Here is a 17,694-nt window from a genome sequence, read left to right on the forward strand (position 1 = left end):
TGAGCGGAAACCATACTACGCCCTGGCGGCGAGCGCCTGTGCGACCTTGGATGCAGGCGCGCGGTTGAGCTGCTGCAGCACGTTGCGGCCGGTCTTGGCCAGCCGGTCGAGATCGATGCCGGTCGCGATGCCCATGCCGTTCAGCATGTAAACGACATCCTCGGTCGCGACGTTCCCGGAGGCGCCCTTGGCATAGGGACAGCCGCCGAGGCCCGCGACCGAGCTGTCGACCACGGCGATCCCGAGCTCCAGCGCCGCCAGGATGTTGGCCAGGGCCTGGCCGTAGGTGTCGTGGAAATGCACGGCGAGCTGCTTCATCGGCACGTGCTTGGCCACGGCCTCGATCATGCGTTTGGCCTTGAGCGGCGTACCGGTGCCGATCGTGTCTCCCAAGGAGATTTCCTCGCAGCCCATGTCGAAGAGCGCTTTGGCGACGCGCGCGACGGCTTCCGGCGCGATCTCGCCTTCATAGGGACAGCCGAGCACGCAGGAGACATAGCCCCGGACCCGCCGCTCCTGCTCCAGGGCGCGCGCCGCCACCGGGCGGAAGCGGTCGAGGCTTTCGGCGATCGAGCAGTTGATGTTCTTCTTGCTGAAGCTCTCCGAGGCGGCGGCGAAGATCGAGATGTCCTTGGCGTTGGCGGCCTCGGCCGCCTCAAGGCCTTGCAGGTTCGGCACCAGGACCGGATAGCGCACGCCGTCTCGTCTCTTCAGGCCCGCCAGCACCGCGGCGGTATCCGCCATCTGCGGCACCCATTTCGGCGAGACGAAGCTCCCCGCTTCCACCGTCCTGATACCCGCCTCGACCAGGCCTTCGATCAGTGCGATCCGCGCGGCGACCGAGACGGGTGTGGGCTCGTTCTGCAAGCCGTCGCGCGGGCCGACTTCGACGATGCGGACGGAAGACGGCAGGCTCATGCCTCCTCCAGCACCAGGAGCTCGGCGCCGTCGGTCACCTGGTCGCCGGCGGCGAAATGCACGGCCTTCACCTTGCCGTCGCGCGGCGCCTTCACCGCATGCTCCATTTTCATCGCCTCGACGATGGCGAGCACCGCGCCTTTGCTGACCGCCACGCCGGCCACGACCAGAACCTTGGTCACGGTGCCTGGCATCGGCGCCAGGATCTTCCCGGTGGTCGCGGCATGGGATCCCGAGGGACGTCGCGGGTCGATCAAGGTCAGGCGATGCGTGGCGCCGTCGAGGAAGACCAGGCATTCCGTGTCGCGGCGCACCACGCGGCCCTTGCAGCGCGTTCCGCCGATGCGCGCCGCGGCCGCGCCGTCCACGTCCAAGGTCGCATCGGCCTCGACCGTGCCGTCCGGCAGGTCCAGGGCATAGCCCGACGCGCGGTAATGTGCGCGCAAGCTCAGCACCGCCTCGCCATGCTGGAAGACGAGGTCGGCATAGGCGTCGCGGTTCAACCGCCAGCCGGGCAGCCGCGCCCAGGGCGAATGCGGATCGCCGGACTGCGTGACGGCGTCGCGCTCGCCGGCGCGCAACACCGCGAGCGCTGCCAGCGCCAGTGCGTTGACCGGCAGCGGCGGCGCTTCCGGCAGCAGCTCGGCACGATGGCGCTCGATAAAGCCGGTATCGACCTTGCCGGCGGCGAAGTCCTGCTGGCGCAGGATCGCCTGCAGGAAATCGAGATTGGTGGCAAGGCCGCCGACTTCCGTTGCTGCGAGCGCACGGCGCAGGCGCGCGATGGCTTCGGCGCGGTCGGCGCCGTGGGTGACGAGCTTCGCGATCATCGGGTCGTAGTGGATCGAGACCGCGTCGCCGGCGCGGATGCCTGAGTCGACGCGCGCGTCGTCGGGGAAACGAAGATGATGCAGGGCGCCGGTCTGCGGCAGGAATTCCCGGGCCGGGTCCTCGGCGTAGAGGCGGACTTCCATCGCATGGCCCTGGATCGCGAGCTCGCTTTGCGTCTTCGGCAGCTTCTCGCCGCGCGCGATGCGGATCTGCCACTCGACGAGATCGAGGCCGGTGATCGCCTCGGTCACCGGATGCTCGACCTGGAGCCGGGTGTTCATCTCCATGAAGTAGAAGTTTTCGCCTTCCACGATGAACTCGACCGTGCCGGCACCGACATAACCGACCGCGCGCCCGGCTTCGACCGCGGCCTTACCGATGGCGGCCCGCCGTTCCGCCGAGAGGCCCGGCGCCGGCGCTTCCTCGATCACCTTCTGGTGCCGGCGCTGGATCGAGCAGTCGCGCTCGAACAGGTGGATGATGTTGCCGTGGCTGTCGCCGAAGATCTGCGCCTCGATGTGGCGCGGCTGGGTCAGGTACTTCTCGATCAACACGCGGTCGTCGGCGAAGGCGTTCTTCGCTTCGCGCTGGGCGGATTCCAGCGCGTCCTTGAACTCAGCGGCGCTGGTGGCGACCTTCATGCCTTTGCCGCCGCCGCCGGCCGATGCCTTGATCAGCACCGGATAGCCGATCTTGTCGGCGGCTGTTTGCAGGACTTTCAGCGACTGGTCGGCGCCGTGATAACCGGGCACCAGCGGCACGCCGGCTTTCTCCATCAGCGCCTTGGCTTCGCTCTTCGAGCCCATGGCGCGGATCGCAGAGGCCGGCGGGCCGATGAAGATCACACCCGACTTGGCGCAGGCTTCGGCGAAGGTCGCATTCTCCGAGAGGAAGCCGTAGCCGGGATGGATCGCGTCGGCGCCGCTTTCCTTGGCGGCTTTGAGGATGTTCGCCTGGTTGAGATAGCTTTCGCGCGGGGGTGCTGCGCCGATCTCATAGGCGGCATCGGCCAGGGCAACGTGCAGCGCGTTGCGGTCGGCCTCGGAATAGACCGCGACGCTGCGGATGCCCATGCGTCTCAGCGTGCGGATGATCCGGCAGGCGATCTCGCCGCGGTTGGCGATGAGGACGGTGTCGATCGCCCTCATTGCACCCAGCCCGGCTTGCGCTTCTCGAGGAAGGCGGCGACGCCTTCCTTGCCCTCGGCGCCGGCACGGATCGCAGCGATGCGTTTCGCGGTGTCTTCGATGATCTCGGGGCTGGGGGTCTGGTCCACTGCGCGCACCAGCAGCTTGGCGGCCGATAGTGCATGCGGCCCCGCCTTGCGGATCGCGTCCAGCCAGTGGTCGACGCAAGGGTCGAGCTCGTCCGCGGCAACGACTTCGTGGACGAGGTTCATGGCCAGGGCCTGCTCGGCCGAGAAGCGCTCGGCGGTCAGGAACCAGCGCCGCGCCTGTCGCGCGCCCATGGCGCGGATGAGGTACGGACTGATCACGGCGGGGATCAAGCCCAAGCGTACTTCCGTCACCGCGAATTCAGCTTCCGTCACCGCCACGGCAAGATCCGCACAGGCGATCAGCCCGATCGCGCCGGCGAAGGCGTTGCCATGCACCCGCGCGATCACCGGCTTCGGGCAGGTGTCGATGGTGTGGAGCAACAGAGCGAGGCGGCTGGCGTCGGCCAGGTTCTCCGCCTCGTCGAAGCCCGCCATACGCTTCATCCAATTCAAGTCGGCGCCGGCGGAGAAGCTCTTGCCGTTGCCGCGCAGCACCACGGCGCGGACGCTGTCGTCTTCGGCAGCGGCGGTGAAAGCGTCGGTCAGCTCGGCGATCAGCGCCTCGTCGAAGGCGTTGTGCACGTCCGGCCGGTTCAGGGTCAGCGTGGTGACGCCGTTCTGGGTTTCTACGATCAGGCTCACGCTCTAAACCTCACATGCGGAACACGCCGAAGCGTGTCTCCTCTGCCGGTGCATTCAGGCTCGCGGACAAAGCGAGGCCGAGCACGTTGCGGGTCTCGGCTGGATCGATGAGGCCATCGTCCCAGAGTCGCGCGGTCGCGTAATAGGCGTCGCTCTGGCGCTCGTATTGCGCGGCGATCGGCGCCTTGAAGCTCGCCTCTTCTTCCATCGACCATTTGCCGCCCTTGGCCTCGATGCCGTCGCGCTTCACCTGGGCGAGCACGTTGGCGGCCTGCTCGCCGCCCATGACGGCGATGCGGGCATTGGGCCACATCCAGAGGAAGCGCGGGTCATAGGCCCGGCCGCACATGCCGTAATTGCCGGCGCCGAAGCTGTTGCCGATGATGACCGTGAACTTCGGCACCGCGGCGCAGGAAACCGCAGTCACCATCTTGGCGCCGTCCTTGGCGATGCCGCCGCTCTCGTATTTCCGCCCGACCATGAAGCCGGTGATATTCTGCAGAAACACGAGCGGGATGCCGCGCTGGCTGCAGAGCTCGATGAAATGCGCGCCCTTCAGCGAGGATTCCGAGAACAGCACGCCGTTGTTGGCGACGATGCCGACCGGATAGCCCCAGATATACGCGAAGCCCGTCACCAAGGTCGCCCCGTAGAGCGGCTTGAACTCGTCAAACTCCGAGGCATCGACGATCCGGGCGATGATCTCGCGGACGTCGTAAGGCTGGCGGGGATCGGCGGAAACGATGCCGTAGATCTCCGCCGGATCATAGAGCGGCGCACGCGGCTCCCGCACTTCGAGGCCATGGCGCTTCACACGGTTGAGATTGGCGACGATCGATCGAGCCTGGCCGAGCGCCTGCGCGTCGTTCTCCGCCATGTAATCGGAGACGCCGGAGGTGCGGGTGTGCACCTCGGCGCCGCCGAGATCTTCGGCGGTCACCACCTCGCCGGTCGCGGCCTTCACCAGCGGCGGGCCGCCGAGGAAGATGGTGGCCTGGTTCTTCACCATGATGGTCTGGTCGGCCATGGCGGGGACGTAGGCGCCGCCCGCGGTGCAGCTGCCCATCACCACGGCGATCTGCGGGATGCCGGCGGCAGACATCTGGGCCTGGTTGTAGAAGATGCGGCCGAAATGCTCGCGGTCGGGAAAGACCTCGTCCTGGTTCGGCAGGTTGGCGCCGCCGGAATCCACCAGATAGATGCAGGGAAGATGATTGGCCTGCGCGATCGCCTGGGCGCGCAGGTGTTTCTTCACCGTCATCGGATAATAGGTGCCGCCCTTGACCGTCGCGTCATGGGCCAGGATCAGGCATTCGCGGCCCGAGACCCGGCCGATGCCGGTGATCATCCCGGCGCAGGGCACCTCGTCCTCATACATGCCCCAGGCGGCGAGTTGCGAAAGTTCCAGGAAGGGCGAGCCGGTATCGATCAGGGTCCGCACACGATCGCGGGGCAGCAGCTTGCCGCGCTTCAAATGCCGCTCGCGCGCCGTGGCGCCGCCGCCTTCGGCGACCTTGTCGACATTCCGCTTGAGGGTCGCCACCGCCTGCGCGAGCGCCTCGTGGTTCTGGCGAAAGCTCTCCGATCGCCGGTCCAGACTGGTTTCCAAACGCGCCATAGGCTCTCCCTGAATCGGCGCATCCTAGCGGTCTGCCGCCGCGAAAGTCACGCTGCGCCGCAGCAATTGCGAAATATTGCGTCCCGCCCGCCCCGCGAAACAACAAAGCGTCCGGCGGGTTGATGGAATACGCAAGGACCTTTGCGGGCTTCGTGATTAGATTGCGGAGAAATCGGCAAAGGCCCCTGCGACTCGGAGAGCGCGCAACCCATGCTCATTTCCCCCATCCGCGATGGCGTTCGGTTGGACGACGTCTACACCAAGACCAGCGGCCGCGTTCTCATGAGCGGGATCCAGGCCCTGGTCCGCCTTCCCATGGTGCAGAAGCGCCGCGACCAGGCCGCCGGCCTCAACACCGGCGGCTTTATTTCCGGCTATCGCGGCTCGCCGCTCGGCGGCTATGACACCGCCTTGGCCAAGGCGAAGAAGTTCCTGAGCGCGCATGACGTGATCGCGCAGCCGGCGGTGAACGAAGACCTGGCGGCGACCGCGATCTGGGGCACGCAGCAGGTGGGACTCTGGCCCGGCGCCACCAAGGACGGTGTGTTCGGCATCTGGTACGGCAAGGGCCCCGGCGTGGACCGCTCCGGCGACGTGCTGAAACACGCCAATGCCGCCGGCACCGCGAAGCACGGCGGCGTGCTTTGCCTCGCCGGCGACGATCACGGCGCCAAGTCCTCCTCGATCCCGCACCAGTCGGACCATGCCTTCATGTCGGCGGTGATCCCGGTGCTCTATCCGTCCAGCGTGCATGAATTCGTGCGCATGGGCCTGCTCGGCCTCGCGATGTCGCGCTATTCCGGTTGCTGGGTGGCGATGAAGGTGCTGTCGGACACGATCGAGTCCAATGCCGTGGTCGATCTCGACCAGGAGCAATGTTCCTTCGTCGAGCCGCCGAACTTCGTGATCCCCAATGGCGGATTGCATATCCGCTGGCCGGATGACCGCTGGTCGCAGGACCATCGGCTGCAGACCTACAAGGCCTATGCCGCGATCGAGTTCGGCAGCGTCAATGGCGTCGACCGCTTGATCATCGATGCCAAGCGCCCGCGCTTCGGCATCGTCGCTTCGGGAAAAGCGTATGAGGATGTGCGCGAGGCGCTGCAGCAGCTCGGCATCGACCGGGAGACCGGCGAGGCGATCGGCCTACGTCTGTTCAAGGTCGGCATGCCCTGGCCGCTGGCGCCGCACGGCATCCGGCAGTTCTCCGAGGGGCTGGAAGAGGTCCTGATCATCGAGGAACGGCGCGAGATCATCGAGAACCAGATCAAGCAGGCGCTGTTCAACTGGAAGACCGACGTTCGCCCCCGCATCGTCGGCAAGTTCGACGAGAAGGAAGTGCCCTTCCTGCCGCTCGACCGCGAGCTTTCGGAAAGCCTGGTCGCGCAGGCGATCGTCGCGCGGCTGATGAAAATGAGCATCCCGGACGACATCAAGGCGCGGCTGCAGGAGCGCCTCGCCTGGTTCACCGAACGCGAGCAGCGCCTGAAAGGCTATACGCCGATCGTCAACCGGATGCCGCATTACTGCCCGGGCTGTCCGCACAACACCTCGACCAAGGTGATCGAGGGCAGCCGCGCCGCCGCCGGCATCGGCTGCCACTTCATGGTGCAGTGGATGGACCGCCGCACCGAGACCTTCACCCATATGGGCGCGGAAGGCATCACCTGGATGGGCATCTCGCCCTTCACCACGGAGAAGCATCTCTTCACCAACCTCGGCGACGGCACCTATTTCCACAGCGGCATCCTCGCGATCCGCCAGGCGGTCGCCGCCAAGATCAACATCACCTACAAGCTGCTCTACAACCAAGCCGTGGCGATGACCGGCGGCCAGCAGGTCGATGGCGAGCTCTCGCTCGGCCAGCTGGTGCAGCAGATCCGCGCCGAGGGCGTGCAGCACATCACCGTCTTGAGCGACGATGTCGATGCGCTGCCGGTGGCCGAGTTTCCCGCCGGCGTCACGGTCTTCCCGCGTGAGCATATGGACCGCGCGATGGAGGAGTTCCGGGAGATCGAGGGCTGTTCGGTCATCGTCTATGACCAGGGTTGCGCCGCGGAGCTCCGCCGGAAACGCCATCGCAACCTGGCGCCGGAGCCCGAGGAGCGGGTCTTCATCAACAAGGCGGTCTGCGAGGGCTGCGGCGACTGCTCGGTGCAGAGCAACTGCATCGCGATCGAGCCCGCCGAAACGCCGCTCGGCCGCAAGCGCGAGATCAACCAGTCGGCCTGCAATGTCGATCTCTCCTGCCTGAAGGGTTTCTGCCCCTCCTTCGTCACCATCAGGGGTGCCAAGCCGCGCAAGGGCGAAGGCGTCGTGCTCGCGGACGCGGACCTGCCGGAACCGCCGGTGCCGCCGGTCCTGGATACGCCCTTCAACATCGCGGTGACCGGCATTGGGGGCACGGGCGTCTTGACCATCGGCGGCATCATCGGCATGGCGGCGCATCTCGACCAGAAGGCCGCCATGGTGCTGGAGGTCGCGGGCCTGGCGCAGAAGGGCGGCGCGGTCATCTCGCATATCCGCCTCTGCAGCGATCCCGACCACATCTCGACGCCGCGCATCGCGGGTGGCAGTGCGGACCTGCTGCTGGCGGCGGATTCGGTGGTGGCAATCTCGCGGGAGAGCATGGAGATGCTCTCAGCCACGCGCACCGCGGCGATCGTCAACGGGCATAATGCGCCGGTCTCCGCCTTCGTGCGCGACCGCGACTTCGACTTCCGCCAGGACGCGGTCCGGCAGGCGATCAAGGATTCGGTGAAGCCGGGCCTGCGGATCGTCGATTTCCACCGCTTCGCCACCAAGGTGATCGGCGACGCCATCGCCGCCAACATGATGATGGTCGGCTATGCCTGGCAGCTCGGGCTGCTGCCCTTGTCGGAAGCGGCGCTGATGCGGGCGATCGAGATGAACGGCGTCGCCATCGCCATGAACAAGACCGCCTTCCGCTGGGGCCGCGTCGCCGCCGCCGACCCGGAGCGGGTCGCCGAACTGCTGGTCCCGGCCAAGGACGAGCGGGCCGTCGCTGACATGACCCTGGACGAGATCATTTCGCACCGGGCGCAGCATCTGACCGCCTATCAGCATGCTGCCCTGGCGGAGAAATATCGCGCGGCGGTGTCGCGGATCCGCGCCGTCGAGGGCAAGCTCGGCAGCGAGGCGCTGACCCGCGCTGTCGCGATCAATTATGCCAAGGTGCTGGCCTATAAGGATGAGTATGAGGTCGCGCGCCTGCTGACTGATCCGGTTTTCGAGCGGGAGCTGAAGGAGACCTTCGAAGGTGACGGCAAACTCAGCTTCCATCTGGCGCCGCCGCTGATCTCGAAGGAAGACCCGGATCTCGGCCGACCGAAGAAGAAGCGGTTCGGCGAGGGGATGCGGATTCCGCTGAAGTGGGTGGCGCGGATGAAAGGCTTGCGCGGAACCGGGCTCGACTTCTTCGGTAAGACCGAGGAACGGCAGCGCGAGCGCGGGCTCATCAAGACCTATGAGGCGATGCTGGATGAGGTCGCGGGGTCGCTCAGCGCCGAGAACAAGTTCGCCGCGATCGCGCTGGCCTCGGCGCCGGACCAGGTCCGGGGCTTCGGGCCAGTGAAGATGGCGGCCTTCGATAAGTTCGATGCGCAATGGCCGCAGCTGCAGGCGCGCTATCGCGGAGTTCGCAAGGAGGCGACCGCCTCTGCTAAGGTCGAGAAGCAGCCGGCGCTTTAAGGGGAGAACCATGCGCAATTCGGGAAGCACGCTCGATTTCGATCTGGGCGACATGGTCGGCGCGCTGCGCAACCAGGTCGAAGCCTTCGCGGCCAAGGAGATCGCGCCGCGCGCGGCGGAGATCGATGCCAAGAACGAATTCCCGATGGATCTCTGGAAGAAGTTCGGCGATCTCGGCGTACTCGGGATCACGGTCGAGGAGGAATATGGCGGCGCCGGGCTCGGCTATCTCGAACATACCGTCGCCATGGAGGAGATCTCTCGCGCCTCGGCCTCGGTCGGCCTCTCCTATGGCGCGCATTCCAATCTCTGCGTCAACCAGATCCGCCGCAACGGCAATGCCGAGCAGAAGCAGCGTTACCTGCCCAAGCTGATTGACGGCACGAATGTCGGCGCCCTTGCGATGAGCGAGCCGGGATCGGGTTCCGACGTCGTTTCGATGAAACTGAAAGCCGAGAAGAAGGGCGACCGCTACGTCCTCAACGGCAACAAGATGTGGATCACCAACGGGCCGGATGCCGACGTGCTGGTGGTCTATGCCAAGACCGACCCGGCGGCCGGATCCAAGGGCATCACCGCCTTCCTGATCGAGAAGTCCTTCAAGGGATTCTCGACGGCGCAAAAGCTGGACAAGCTCGGCATGCGCGGTTCCAACACCTGCGAGCTGGTGTTCCGGGACTGTGAGGTGCCGGAAGAGAACGTGCTGGGCGAGGTCGGCAAGGGTGTCCGGGTGCTGATGTCCGGGCTCGACTACGAGCGCGCGGTTCTGGCGGCGGGTCCGATCGGCATCATGCAGGCGGCGCTCGATGTCGCCATCCCCTATGTGCATGAGAGGAAGCAGTTCGGCGCTTCGATCGGCACCTTCCAGCTGGTGCAGGGCAAGCTCGCCGACATGTACACGACACTCAATGCGAGCCGCGCCTATGTCTATGCGGTGGCCAAGGCCTGCGACCGGGGCCAGACCAGCCGCAAGGACGCGGCGGGCGCCATCCTGTTCGCGGCGGAAGCCGCGACGCGCGTTGCCCTGGATGCGATCCAGCTCCTCGGCGGCAACGGCTACATCAACGACTACCCGACCGGACGGCTGCTGCGCGATGCGAAGCTCTACGAGATCGGCGCCGGCACCTCGGAGATCCGCCGCATGCTGATCGGCCGCGAGCTGTTCGAGGAGACGGCTTAGGCACGCTTCCAGGCCCCGGGCAGCAGGGCGCAGGCCAGCGCGATCTTCACCACCTCGGCCAGCAGGAAGGGGACCAGGCCGTTGACGATCGCGGCCTGAAAGCCGATCAGGGTTGAAAGCCAGGCGACCCCGCAGACAAAGATCGCGACGTCGCCGGCGATGAAGATCGCCACGGCGCTGGCGACGCTGCGGCCCATGCCGCGATTGGCGAGATGGCCGACCAGGCCGGCCGCGATCAGGAAGCCGAAGAGATAGCCGGCGGTGGGTCCGGCGAGGATGGCGAGACCGCCGCCCGCGGCGAAGAACGGCAGCCCGACCGCGCCTTCCACCAGATAGGCGGCGACCGTCGCGAGCGCGAGGTTGCGGCCGTAGACGGCGCCGATCATCAGCACGACGAAAGTCTGCATAGTCATCGGTACCGGCCAGAACGGTACCTTCACATGCGCCGAGACGGCAAGCAGCAGGCCGCCGGCGATGACCAGTGCGGCCTGCTTGACGAGGGTGGTGCTGGCGCCGGACCAGATCTTGTCGGCAAGGGTCAACTGCATCGGTATTGCTTCCTTCTCAAGTCAATTCAACGCGGCGCGGACCTTGTTCAGCAGCGCCTCGCGGTCGTGGCGCGCCTGCAGCGCGCCGTTCATGTCCACCTTCACGAACTTCGCGGGTGTGTGCGGCTGCAACTGGCCGATCAGGTCCATGTCGGCGGAGATCACGGTGCCGACCATGAAATAGCCGCCGCCGGAGACCGCGTCGCGGTGCAGCACGATCGGTTCGGTGCCGCCCGGCACCTGGATCGAGCCATAGGGATAGCAGGCATCGACGATGTTCGAGGGATCGCTGCCGGCGCCGAAGGGCTGTTTCCTGGGCACGAACTCCAATGGCTTGCCGCCCTTGAAGCGGTAGCCGATGCGGTCGGCCTCCGGCGCCACTTTCCAGGTGTCGGCGAAGAATTGCACGCCGGCGCCCTCGGTGATGCGGTGCCAGTAGAGGCCGGGCAGCATGCGCAGTTCGGCCGGGTTGCCGGGCAGGCGGCGGAGACTGGCGGGAATGCTGCGGCCTTCCTTCGCGCTATGGGCGGCGGCGCCGACTTTGAGCGAGTCACCTGCGGCGAGCTTGCGGCCTTCATGACCGCCGAGCGCGCCCAAGGTGTAGGTCGAGCGCGAGCCGAGCACGACCGGCACGTCGATGCCGCCCTGGACCGCGATATAGGCGCGGGCACCGCTCTTCAGGAAATCGAAGCCGAGGGTCTGGCCGGCCTTGACCTTAAAGGCGGTCCAGGTCGGCTGCACCGCGCCATCGACCTTCGGCGGCAGCTCGGCGCCGGTAACGGCGACGATGGCGTCCGCGGAGAATTGCAGTTCCGGCCCCATGAAGACCGCTTCGAGCACCGCGGCGCCCTCCTCGTTGCCGACCAGCATGTTGGCCGCGCGGAGCGAGAAGCGATCCATGCCGCCGGAAAGCGGGATGCCGAGATGGTAGTAGCCGGGACGGCCGAGGTCCTGGACCGTGGTGGAAAGCCCGGGGTTGACGACCTTAATTGCCATAGAGGACCCCCATGAGCTTCTTGTTGGTGCCGTCGATGTCCTTCTGGAACTCGTCCAAGGAGAAGGTGACGTCGCGGATCAGCGGCGTGAACTTGCCGGTCTCGACATCGGCGACCGCCGCGTCATAGGCGGCCCGGTCGATCGGCTTCCATTTCACGATGTCGCCCGGGCGGAAGAAGACCATGAAGTCGCGGAGATACTTGATCTTCTGCTGCGGGTCGTAGATCGGCATCGGCGTGATGCCGAACATCTGGTAGCCGCCGGCGCCGCGCACCGAGTAGATGCAGCCGAAGCAGCCGCCATGGCCGACGGTCAATTTCGGGGTGTCGGTGCGGGGGCGGAGATATTTCGGCACCTCGATCTGCCGCTTGCGGTCGACCATCTGGTAGAGGAAGGGCAGGCCGGCGACGAAACCCACCATGGAGACGAACCAGGGCGCGCCGGAATGCGCCTTGATGAAGCCGTCGACGCCGTCGAGGTTGTTGATGCGCGCGGCGTATTCGATATCGGTGCTCTTCGGATCCTGGTGGCGCTCCCTGAACTTCATCAAAGTCTCGTGGGTCCAGGGATCGTTGTAGAGGACCGGGATCTCGACAATGCGGGTTTTGATGCTGGACTCCGCCTTCTCGGCGGCACCCTCCAGGCGCTTCAGCTCGGCCAGCATGTCGTCCGGCGCGATCACGTCGGGATCGAATTTGATCTGGAAGGAGGCATTGGCCGGGCAGATCTCGGTCACGCCCTTGATCCGGCTTTCCTTCACCGCCGTGGTCATCGAGAGGCTCTTGAAGAAGGCCTCCAGCGACATCTCCTCGTCCACCTCGACGAAGATATGCTCGTCGCCGCCAAAGGAATATCGGGTCTTCATGATCGCCCCACCTCCGCCTCTTCTTATTCCGCAGCCAGTTTCGTTGCGTTCGATTCGAGCCAGCCTTCCAGCCAGCGCGTGTGGAAGTCCGCCTTGGCCACCGCCGGGTCGCCTGCCAGCGCCAGATGCAGCGGCCGCGTGGTCTTCACGCCGCCGATCTCCAATTCATGGAGCGCGCGCGTGAGGCGCGCGATGGCCGCCGGCCGATCCTCGTCCCAGACGATCAGCTTGCCGAGCAGCGAATCGTAAAAGGGCGGGATCGTGTAGCCGGCGTAAAGCAAAGTGTCGAAGCGCACGCCGTTGCCGCCGGGCACGCGCAGGGTCGCGACCGTGCCGGGGCCGGGCATGAAGTTCTGCGCCGGATCCTCGGCATTGATGCGGACCTCGATGGCGTGGCCGTGCATCCTGATGTCGCTCTGCTTCAGTCTCAGTTTCTCGCCGCCGGCGATCTTCAGCATCTCGCGCACGAGATCGACGCCGGTGATGAACTCGGTCACCGGATGCTCGACCTGGATGCGGGTGTTCATCTCGATGAAATAGAAGTCGCCGCTGGCGTCGTCGTAGAGGTACTCGAGCGTGCCGGCGCCGCTGTAATGGACCGATTGCGCGAGATCGACCGCCGAGGCGCAGAGCCGGGCGCGGACCGAAGCCGGGAGGCTGACTGAGGGCGCCTCTTCCCAGACCTTCTGCCGGCGGCGCTGCAGCGAGCATTCGCGCTCGAAGCAATGCACCGCGCGATGGCCGTCGCCGAGGATCTGAACCTCGATATGGCGGGCGCGCTCGATCACCTTCTCGAGATAGAGCCCGCCATCGCCGAAGGCCGCTAGCGCCTCGGCTTTTGCCTGGGGCACCAGGCGCTCGAACTCCTCCTGGTTTGCGGCGATGCGGATGCCGCGGCCGCCGCCACCGGCTGCTGCCTTGATCATGATCGGGAAACCAGTGTCGGCGATGACGCGGCGCGCCGTCTCCAGGTCGTCGACGCGACCGTCGCTGCCGGGCACGGTCGGCACACCGGCGCGCATCGCCGCCTCGCGCGCCGCCACCTTGTCGCCCATCATGCGGATCGCGTTGGCGCTGGGGCCGACGAAGATCAGGCCGGCGACCGCGCAGGCATCGGCGAACTCGGCATTCTCGGCCAGGAAGCCGTAGCCGGGATGGACCGCGTCGGCGCCCGTCTTCTGGGCGGCGTCGATGATCGCCGGGATGTTGAGATAGGACTTGGCAGCCTGCGGCGGCCCGATCGCGATCGCCTCGTCGGCCAGCTTCACCGCCAGCGATTCGGCATCGGCGGTCGAGTGGACCTGCACCGTCGCGATCCCGAGCTCGCGCGCCGCGCGGATGATGCGGACCGCGATCTCGCCGCGATTGGCGATGAGGAGCTTCTTTATCGGCATGTCACGCGAGGTCGGCGAGCGGCTGGCCGGCCATGACGGCATCTTCGTTCTCGACCAGGAATTTCGCGATCTTGCCGGATTCAATCGCCTTCACCTCGTTGAAGGACTTCATCACCTCTACGAGGCCGATGACATCTCCGACGGCGACGGCATCGCCTTCGTTCTTGTAAACCGGCTGGTCGGGCGACGGCCGGCGGTAGAAGGTGCCGGGCAGCGGCGACAGGATCTGTTTGGCCATTCTTTACATCCCCTCAGAGAAATTGAGTTTGTGGCACCCCCACCCCAACCCTCCCCCGAAGTCGGGGGAGGGAGTCACAGGCGCGATGCAAAGCCCTCCCCCATCTTTCGGGGAGGGTTGGGAGGGGGTGCCGCGTGATAGCTGCATGCGAGTTACGCCGCGCTCAGGTACGGCTTGATCGCCGCGCGGACGGCCTGGCAGAGCTCGACCGCGTTCGGCGTGTCGGAATGGACGCAGATCGTGTCGGAGCCGACTGCGATGTCCTTGCCGCCCACGCTCTTCACCTTGCCTTCCTGGATGGCCCGGATCGCCTTGGCGGCGGCTTCCGTGGCGTCCTTGGCGTCGTGCTCGCGGGTGATGATCAGGCCGCCGTCGTCATTGTAGTCGAGATCGACGTAGAACTCGGCGATCATCTTATGGCCGCGTTCCTTGTAGATCTTCTCATGCAAGGTGTTGATCATGCCCATGAGCGGCACCTTGAAGACGTCGGCGGCATCGGCGACGGCATGCGCGGCATGTTCCATCCGCGCCGCCATGCCGTAGAGCGAGCCATGCGGCTTGATGTGGTAGAGCGTCATGCCCTCGGCCTCGAGAAAGCCCTTCAGTGCGCCGACCTGGTAGATGATGCAGTTGGCAAGCTCTTCGCGGCTGATCTTCATCTCGCGGCGGCCGAAGCCCTGGAGATCGGGCAGCGAGGGATGGGCGCCGACCTTGACGCCGTTCTTCTTCGCGCTCTGCACGGTCTTGCGCATGTGGTTGAAGTCGGAGGCGTGGAAGCCGCAGGCCACGTTGGCGACGGTGATCAGCGGCATAATGGCGTCGTCGTCGCCCATCTTGTAGAGGCCGAAGCTTTCGCCCATGTCGCAGTTGATCAATGCCATTTGTTCTTTCCTCCCTCAAGCCTTGCGGCCGATCAGCCGGCGGCGGAACTCGTCGGCGAAAGCGGCGAAGATCAGGATTGCGCCGGTGACGCCGATCTGCAGATAAGAGTTCACACCGGAAAGGTTCATGCCGTTCTCGATCACGCCGAAGAACACCGCGCCCAGCACGACATAGGGCACGCTGCCAGTGCCGCCGCGCAAGGATACGCCGGCGATGACGCAGGCGGCGATCGATTGCAGCGGCATGCTGGTGCCGATATTGGCCTCGCCGGTCTCCATCCGCGCGGTCAGCAGCAGGCCGGCGATGCTGGTCAGGCCCGCGCAGACCGCATAGGCCATGAACAGAGTGAGGCGGGTGTGGACACCCGACAGCGCCGCCGCCTTCAGGTTGCCGCCGACGGCGTAGAAATGGCGGCCGAGCCGGGTCCAGTTCAGCAGCAGATAGGCGGCGACGGCGATGATGACGGCGACCCAAACCGGCGCCTTCAGGCCCCAGAAGCCGCCGCTGCCGAAGGTGTCGGCAAACTCATAAGGGATGCCGCGCACCGGCGTGCCGGAGGTGAGATAGAGCGCGGCGCAGAAGCCGACCGAGGCCATGCCCAGGGTGACGATGAAGGGCGAGACGCCCAGGAGCGCGACGCCGACGCCGTTGACCACGCCGACCGCGAGGCCGCAGAGAAAGCCGATCGGCGCGCCGACGGCGATCGCCAGCCAGGGCTGGTCCGGATAGGCCGCCGCCACCCCCGCCATGCCGAGCGCGCTGGTGACGGAGGTGACGGCGAGGATCGAACCGACCGAGAGGTCGAAACCGGCGGTCAGCATGACGATCATCTGGCCGAGCGCAACGATGGTGAGATAGCTGGTCTGCCGCAGTACATTGGCGATGTTGTTGAAGGTAAAGAAATTGTCCGAGAGCAGGGAGAACAGCACGAGCGCGATGACCAGCAGGATCGGCAGCACGCCGATGCTGAGGAACAGCCGCACCAAGAGCTGGGTCTTGGCCTGCTGCTCGGATGGGATGGCCTGTTGCATCGTCATGCGGCTCTCTCGAAGAAATGGCTGAGGACGCGGTCCTCGGTGATCTGGCTACCCTGCAGCTCAACCTGGACCGAGCCGCGGAACATCACATAGGCGCGGTTGCACAGGTGCAGCACTTCCGGCAGGTCGGAGGAGATCAGCAGCACCCCGGCACCGGCCTCGCAGAGATCGGCGATCAGGCGGTAGATCGCGACCCGGGTCGAGACATCGACGCCGACGGTCGGCTCGTCGAAGACGAACAGCTTCACGTCCCGGGTCAGCATCTTGGCGATCAGCACCTTCTGCTGGTTGCCGCCGGAGAAAGCCGCCATCTCGCGCTGGAGATCGAAGGGGTGCAGCTTCAGCTGCTCGGCCAGCCGCGAGACGGTGTCCTTCTCGCGCCGGCGCTTCAGGAAGATGTTGCCGGAGAATTGCGGCAGGTGCAGCGAAGGCAATGAGGTGTTCTCGATGGCGCTCCGCGCCAGGACCAGGCCTTCCTTGTGGCGGTCCGGCGGCAGGTAGCTGAAACCCGCATCCAGCATGCGGCGGGTCTTCCAGCCGGTTACATCCGTGCCGTCGAACATCACTCGGCCCTTGGCCACCGGCAGGAGCCCATAGCAGGCGCGGGCAACCTCGGACTTGCCGCAGCCGACCAGGCCGGCAATGCCGACGATCTCGCCGGACTTCACCTCGAGGCTGACGTCGCGGACGCTGTTGTCGGCGGTGGTCAGGCGTTCGATCGAGAGCAGGGTCCTCGCCGGCGCATAGTTCACCTTGGGGAAGACCTGGGAGATCGGGCGGCCGGACATCATCTGGATGAGCGTCGCTTCGTCGGCGGCATGAGCATCGACCAGCCCGACCTTGCGGCCGTCACGGAGGACGGTGACGCGGTCGGCGATGCGGCGGAGCTCGATCATGCGATGGGTGATGTAGATGATGCCGACGCCGCGCGCCTTAGCCTGATGGATGAGCGAGAACAGGCTCTCGGTTTCCTTCTCGGTCAGCGATGCGGTCGGCTCGTCGAGAATCAGGACCGAGAGATCGGATCGGAAGGCCTTGGCGATCTCGACCATCTGCTGCTCGGCCCGGGAAAGCGCCTGCACCCGCCGGTCGGCGTCCAGGGGGAAGCCCAGGCGCTCCAGGAGCGCGCGGGCGCGCTTCAATTCGTTGCGGCGATCGAGGAAGCCGTGGCGCGTCGGCTCGTCGCCGAGGAAGAGGTTCTCGGCCACGGTCAGTTGCGGCACCAGGGAGAATTCCTGGAACACCGCGGAGATGCCGCGCGAACGGGCCGCGCCGACATCGGCGAGGCTGAGCGGCTCGCCGCGGAAACGAATCTCGCCGCGGGTCGGCGTATTGGCGCCGGCGAGGATCGAGATCAGCGTCGACTTGCCGGCGCCGTTCTCGCCGAACAGGGCGTGGACCTCGCCGGCGCGCAATTCGAAATCGACATCGACCAGCGCGTCGACACCGGGATAGTGCTTGGACAGGCCTTTGGTCTGAATGAGCAGCGACCCGGCGCCGCCAGCGGGGGCGGCGCCGGGCTGCTTGGCAATCGCGTCAGGGTTGGGCGCGATCACGG

General features: G+C 66.1%; 14 protein-coding genes. 2 read left to right on the top strand and 12 right to left on the bottom strand.

The window, feature by feature from the left end:
• Window positions 1-15: 15 nt before the first annotated feature.
• From ACYQ4T_RS15020 to ACYQ4T_RS15035, 4 genes are read right to left on the bottom strand one after another with little or no spacing between them, the layout of a single operon-like run.
• Window positions 16-918 (bottom strand): hydroxymethylglutaryl-CoA lyase, encoded by a 903-nt coding sequence (locus tag ACYQ4T_RS15020; RefSeq protein ID WP_459855594.1) that lies wholly within the window; start codon window positions 916-918, stop codon window positions 16-18.
• On the bottom strand, window positions 915-2,897 hold the full coding sequence (locus tag ACYQ4T_RS15025; protein WP_459855596.1) for an acetyl/propionyl/methylcrotonyl-CoA carboxylase subunit alpha: 1,983 nt from the start codon (window positions 2,895-2,897) through the stop codon (window positions 915-917). The genes ACYQ4T_RS15020 and ACYQ4T_RS15025 overlap by 4 nt, the downstream gene beginning before the upstream one ends.
• A complete protein-coding gene (locus ACYQ4T_RS15030) occupies window positions 2,894-3,667 on the bottom strand; it encodes an enoyl-CoA hydratase/isomerase family protein (RefSeq protein ID WP_459855598.1) in 774 nt (257 codons plus the stop codon). The genes ACYQ4T_RS15025 and ACYQ4T_RS15030 overlap by 4 nt, the downstream gene beginning before the upstream one ends.
• A gap of 10 nt (window positions 3,668-3,677) precedes the next feature.
• Window positions 3,678-5,285: a carboxyl transferase domain-containing protein gene (locus tag ACYQ4T_RS15035; RefSeq protein WP_459855600.1), complete on the bottom strand. Its 1,608-nt coding sequence runs from the start codon at window positions 5,283-5,285 to the stop codon at window positions 3,678-3,680.
• A 210-nt stretch (window positions 5,286-5,495) separates the two neighbouring features.
• Here ACYQ4T_RS15035 and ACYQ4T_RS15040 point away from each other — a divergent pair, with 210 nt between their 5' ends.
• Complete coding sequence (locus ACYQ4T_RS15040; protein WP_459855602.1) at window positions 5,496-8,996, top strand: indolepyruvate ferredoxin oxidoreductase family protein; 3,501 nt, start codon at window positions 5,496-5,498, stop codon at window positions 8,994-8,996.
• A gap of 10 nt (window positions 8,997-9,006) precedes the next feature.
• The gene (locus ACYQ4T_RS15045; protein ID WP_459855605.1) at window positions 9,007-10,176 is read left to right on the top strand and encodes an isovaleryl-CoA dehydrogenase; all 1,170 of its coding nucleotides are present in this window, start codon (window positions 9,007-9,009) and stop codon (window positions 10,174-10,176) included.
• Here the strand turns inward: ACYQ4T_RS15045 and ACYQ4T_RS15050 are convergent.
• The 8 genes from ACYQ4T_RS15050 to ACYQ4T_RS15085 all read right to left on the bottom strand — a co-directional run bounded on the left by ACYQ4T_RS15050 (window position 10,173) and on the right by ACYQ4T_RS15085 (window position 17,692).
• Complete coding sequence (locus ACYQ4T_RS15050; protein ID WP_459855607.1) at window positions 10,173-10,724, bottom strand: biotin transporter BioY; 552 nt, start codon at window positions 10,722-10,724, stop codon at window positions 10,173-10,175. The genes ACYQ4T_RS15045 and ACYQ4T_RS15050 overlap by 4 nt on opposite strands.
• A 21-nt stretch (window positions 10,725-10,745) precedes the next feature.
• Window positions 10,746-11,720 (bottom strand): 5-oxoprolinase subunit C family protein, encoded by a 975-nt coding sequence (locus tag ACYQ4T_RS15055; protein WP_459855610.1) that lies wholly within the window; start codon window positions 11,718-11,720, stop codon window positions 10,746-10,748.
• Window positions 11,710-12,585 carry a 5-oxoprolinase subunit B family protein gene (locus ACYQ4T_RS15060; protein WP_459855612.1) on the bottom strand — a complete coding sequence of 292 codons (876 nt, stop codon included), beginning with the start codon at window positions 12,583-12,585 and terminating at the stop codon, window positions 11,710-11,712. The genes ACYQ4T_RS15055 and ACYQ4T_RS15060 overlap by 11 nt, the downstream gene beginning before the upstream one ends.
• Window positions 12,586-12,608: 23 nt before the next feature.
• On the bottom strand, window positions 12,609-14,021 hold the full coding sequence (locus tag ACYQ4T_RS15065) for an acetyl-CoA carboxylase biotin carboxylase subunit (protein WP_459855614.1): 1,413 nt from the start codon (window positions 14,019-14,021) through the stop codon (window positions 12,609-12,611).
• The gene (locus ACYQ4T_RS15070; RefSeq protein WP_459855617.1) at window positions 13,981-14,217 is read right to left on the bottom strand and encodes an acetyl-CoA carboxylase; all 237 of its coding nucleotides are present in this window, start codon (window positions 14,215-14,217) and stop codon (window positions 13,981-13,983) included. The genes ACYQ4T_RS15065 and ACYQ4T_RS15070 overlap by 41 nt, the downstream gene beginning before the upstream one ends.
• Window positions 14,218-14,369: 152 nt before the next feature.
• Entirely contained in the window at window positions 14,370-15,098 is a 729-nt protein-coding gene (gene pxpA / locus ACYQ4T_RS15075) for a 5-oxoprolinase subunit PxpA (RefSeq protein ID WP_459855620.1), read from the bottom strand.
• 15 nt (window positions 15,099-15,113) lie between these two features.
• Window positions 15,114-16,136 carry an ABC transporter permease gene (locus tag ACYQ4T_RS15080; protein ID WP_459855622.1) on the bottom strand — a complete coding sequence of 341 codons (1,023 nt, stop codon included), beginning with the start codon at window positions 16,134-16,136 and terminating at the stop codon, window positions 15,114-15,116.
• Entirely contained in the window at window positions 16,133-17,692 is a 1,560-nt protein-coding gene (locus ACYQ4T_RS15085; RefSeq protein ID WP_459855624.1) for a sugar ABC transporter ATP-binding protein, read from the bottom strand. Before ACYQ4T_RS15085 ends, ACYQ4T_RS15080 begins: the two co-directional genes overlap by 4 nt.
• Window positions 17,693-17,694: the final 2 nt, after the last annotated feature.

The organism is Dongia sp. agr-C8 (assembly GCF_054658695.1).

Coding starts and splice junctions, on each gene's coding strand:
- ACYQ4T_RS15020 (WP_459855594.1), bottom strand. CDS start 918: ATGAGCCTGCCGTCTTCCGTCCGCATCGTCGAAGTCGGCCCGCGCGAC.
- ACYQ4T_RS15025 (WP_459855596.1), bottom strand. CDS start 2,897: ATGAGGGCGATCGACACCGTCCTCATCGCCAACCGCGGCGAGATCGCC.
- ACYQ4T_RS15035 (WP_459855600.1), bottom strand. CDS start 5,285: ATGGCGCGTTTGGAAACCAGTCTGGACCGGCGATCGGAGAGCTTTCGC.
- ACYQ4T_RS15040 (WP_459855602.1), top strand. CDS start 5,496: ATGCTCATTTCCCCCATCCGCGATGGCGTTCGGTTGGACGACGTCTAC.
- ACYQ4T_RS15045 (WP_459855605.1), top strand. CDS start 9,007: ATGCGCAATTCGGGAAGCACGCTCGATTTCGATCTGGGCGACATGGTC.
- ACYQ4T_RS15050 (WP_459855607.1), bottom strand. CDS start 10,724: ATGCAGTTGACCCTTGCCGACAAGATCTGGTCCGGCGCCAGCACCACC.
- ACYQ4T_RS15055 (WP_459855610.1), bottom strand. CDS start 11,720: ATGGCAATTAAGGTCGTCAACCCCGGGCTTTCCACCACGGTCCAGGAC.
- ACYQ4T_RS15060 (WP_459855612.1), bottom strand. CDS start 12,585: ATGAAGACCCGATATTCCTTTGGCGGCGACGAGCATATCTTCGTCGAG.
- ACYQ4T_RS15065 (WP_459855614.1), bottom strand. CDS start 14,021: ATGCCGTCATGGCCGGCCAGCCGCTCGCCGACCTCGCGTGACATGCCG.
- ACYQ4T_RS15070 (WP_459855617.1), bottom strand. CDS start 14,217: ATGGCCAAACAGATCCTGTCGCCGCTGCCCGGCACCTTCTACCGCCGG.
- pxpA (WP_459855620.1), bottom strand. CDS start 15,098: ATGGCATTGATCAACTGCGACATGGGCGAAAGCTTCGGCCTCTACAAG.
- ACYQ4T_RS15080 (WP_459855622.1), bottom strand. CDS start 16,136: ATGACGATGCAACAGGCCATCCCATCCGAGCAGCAGGCCAAGACCCAG.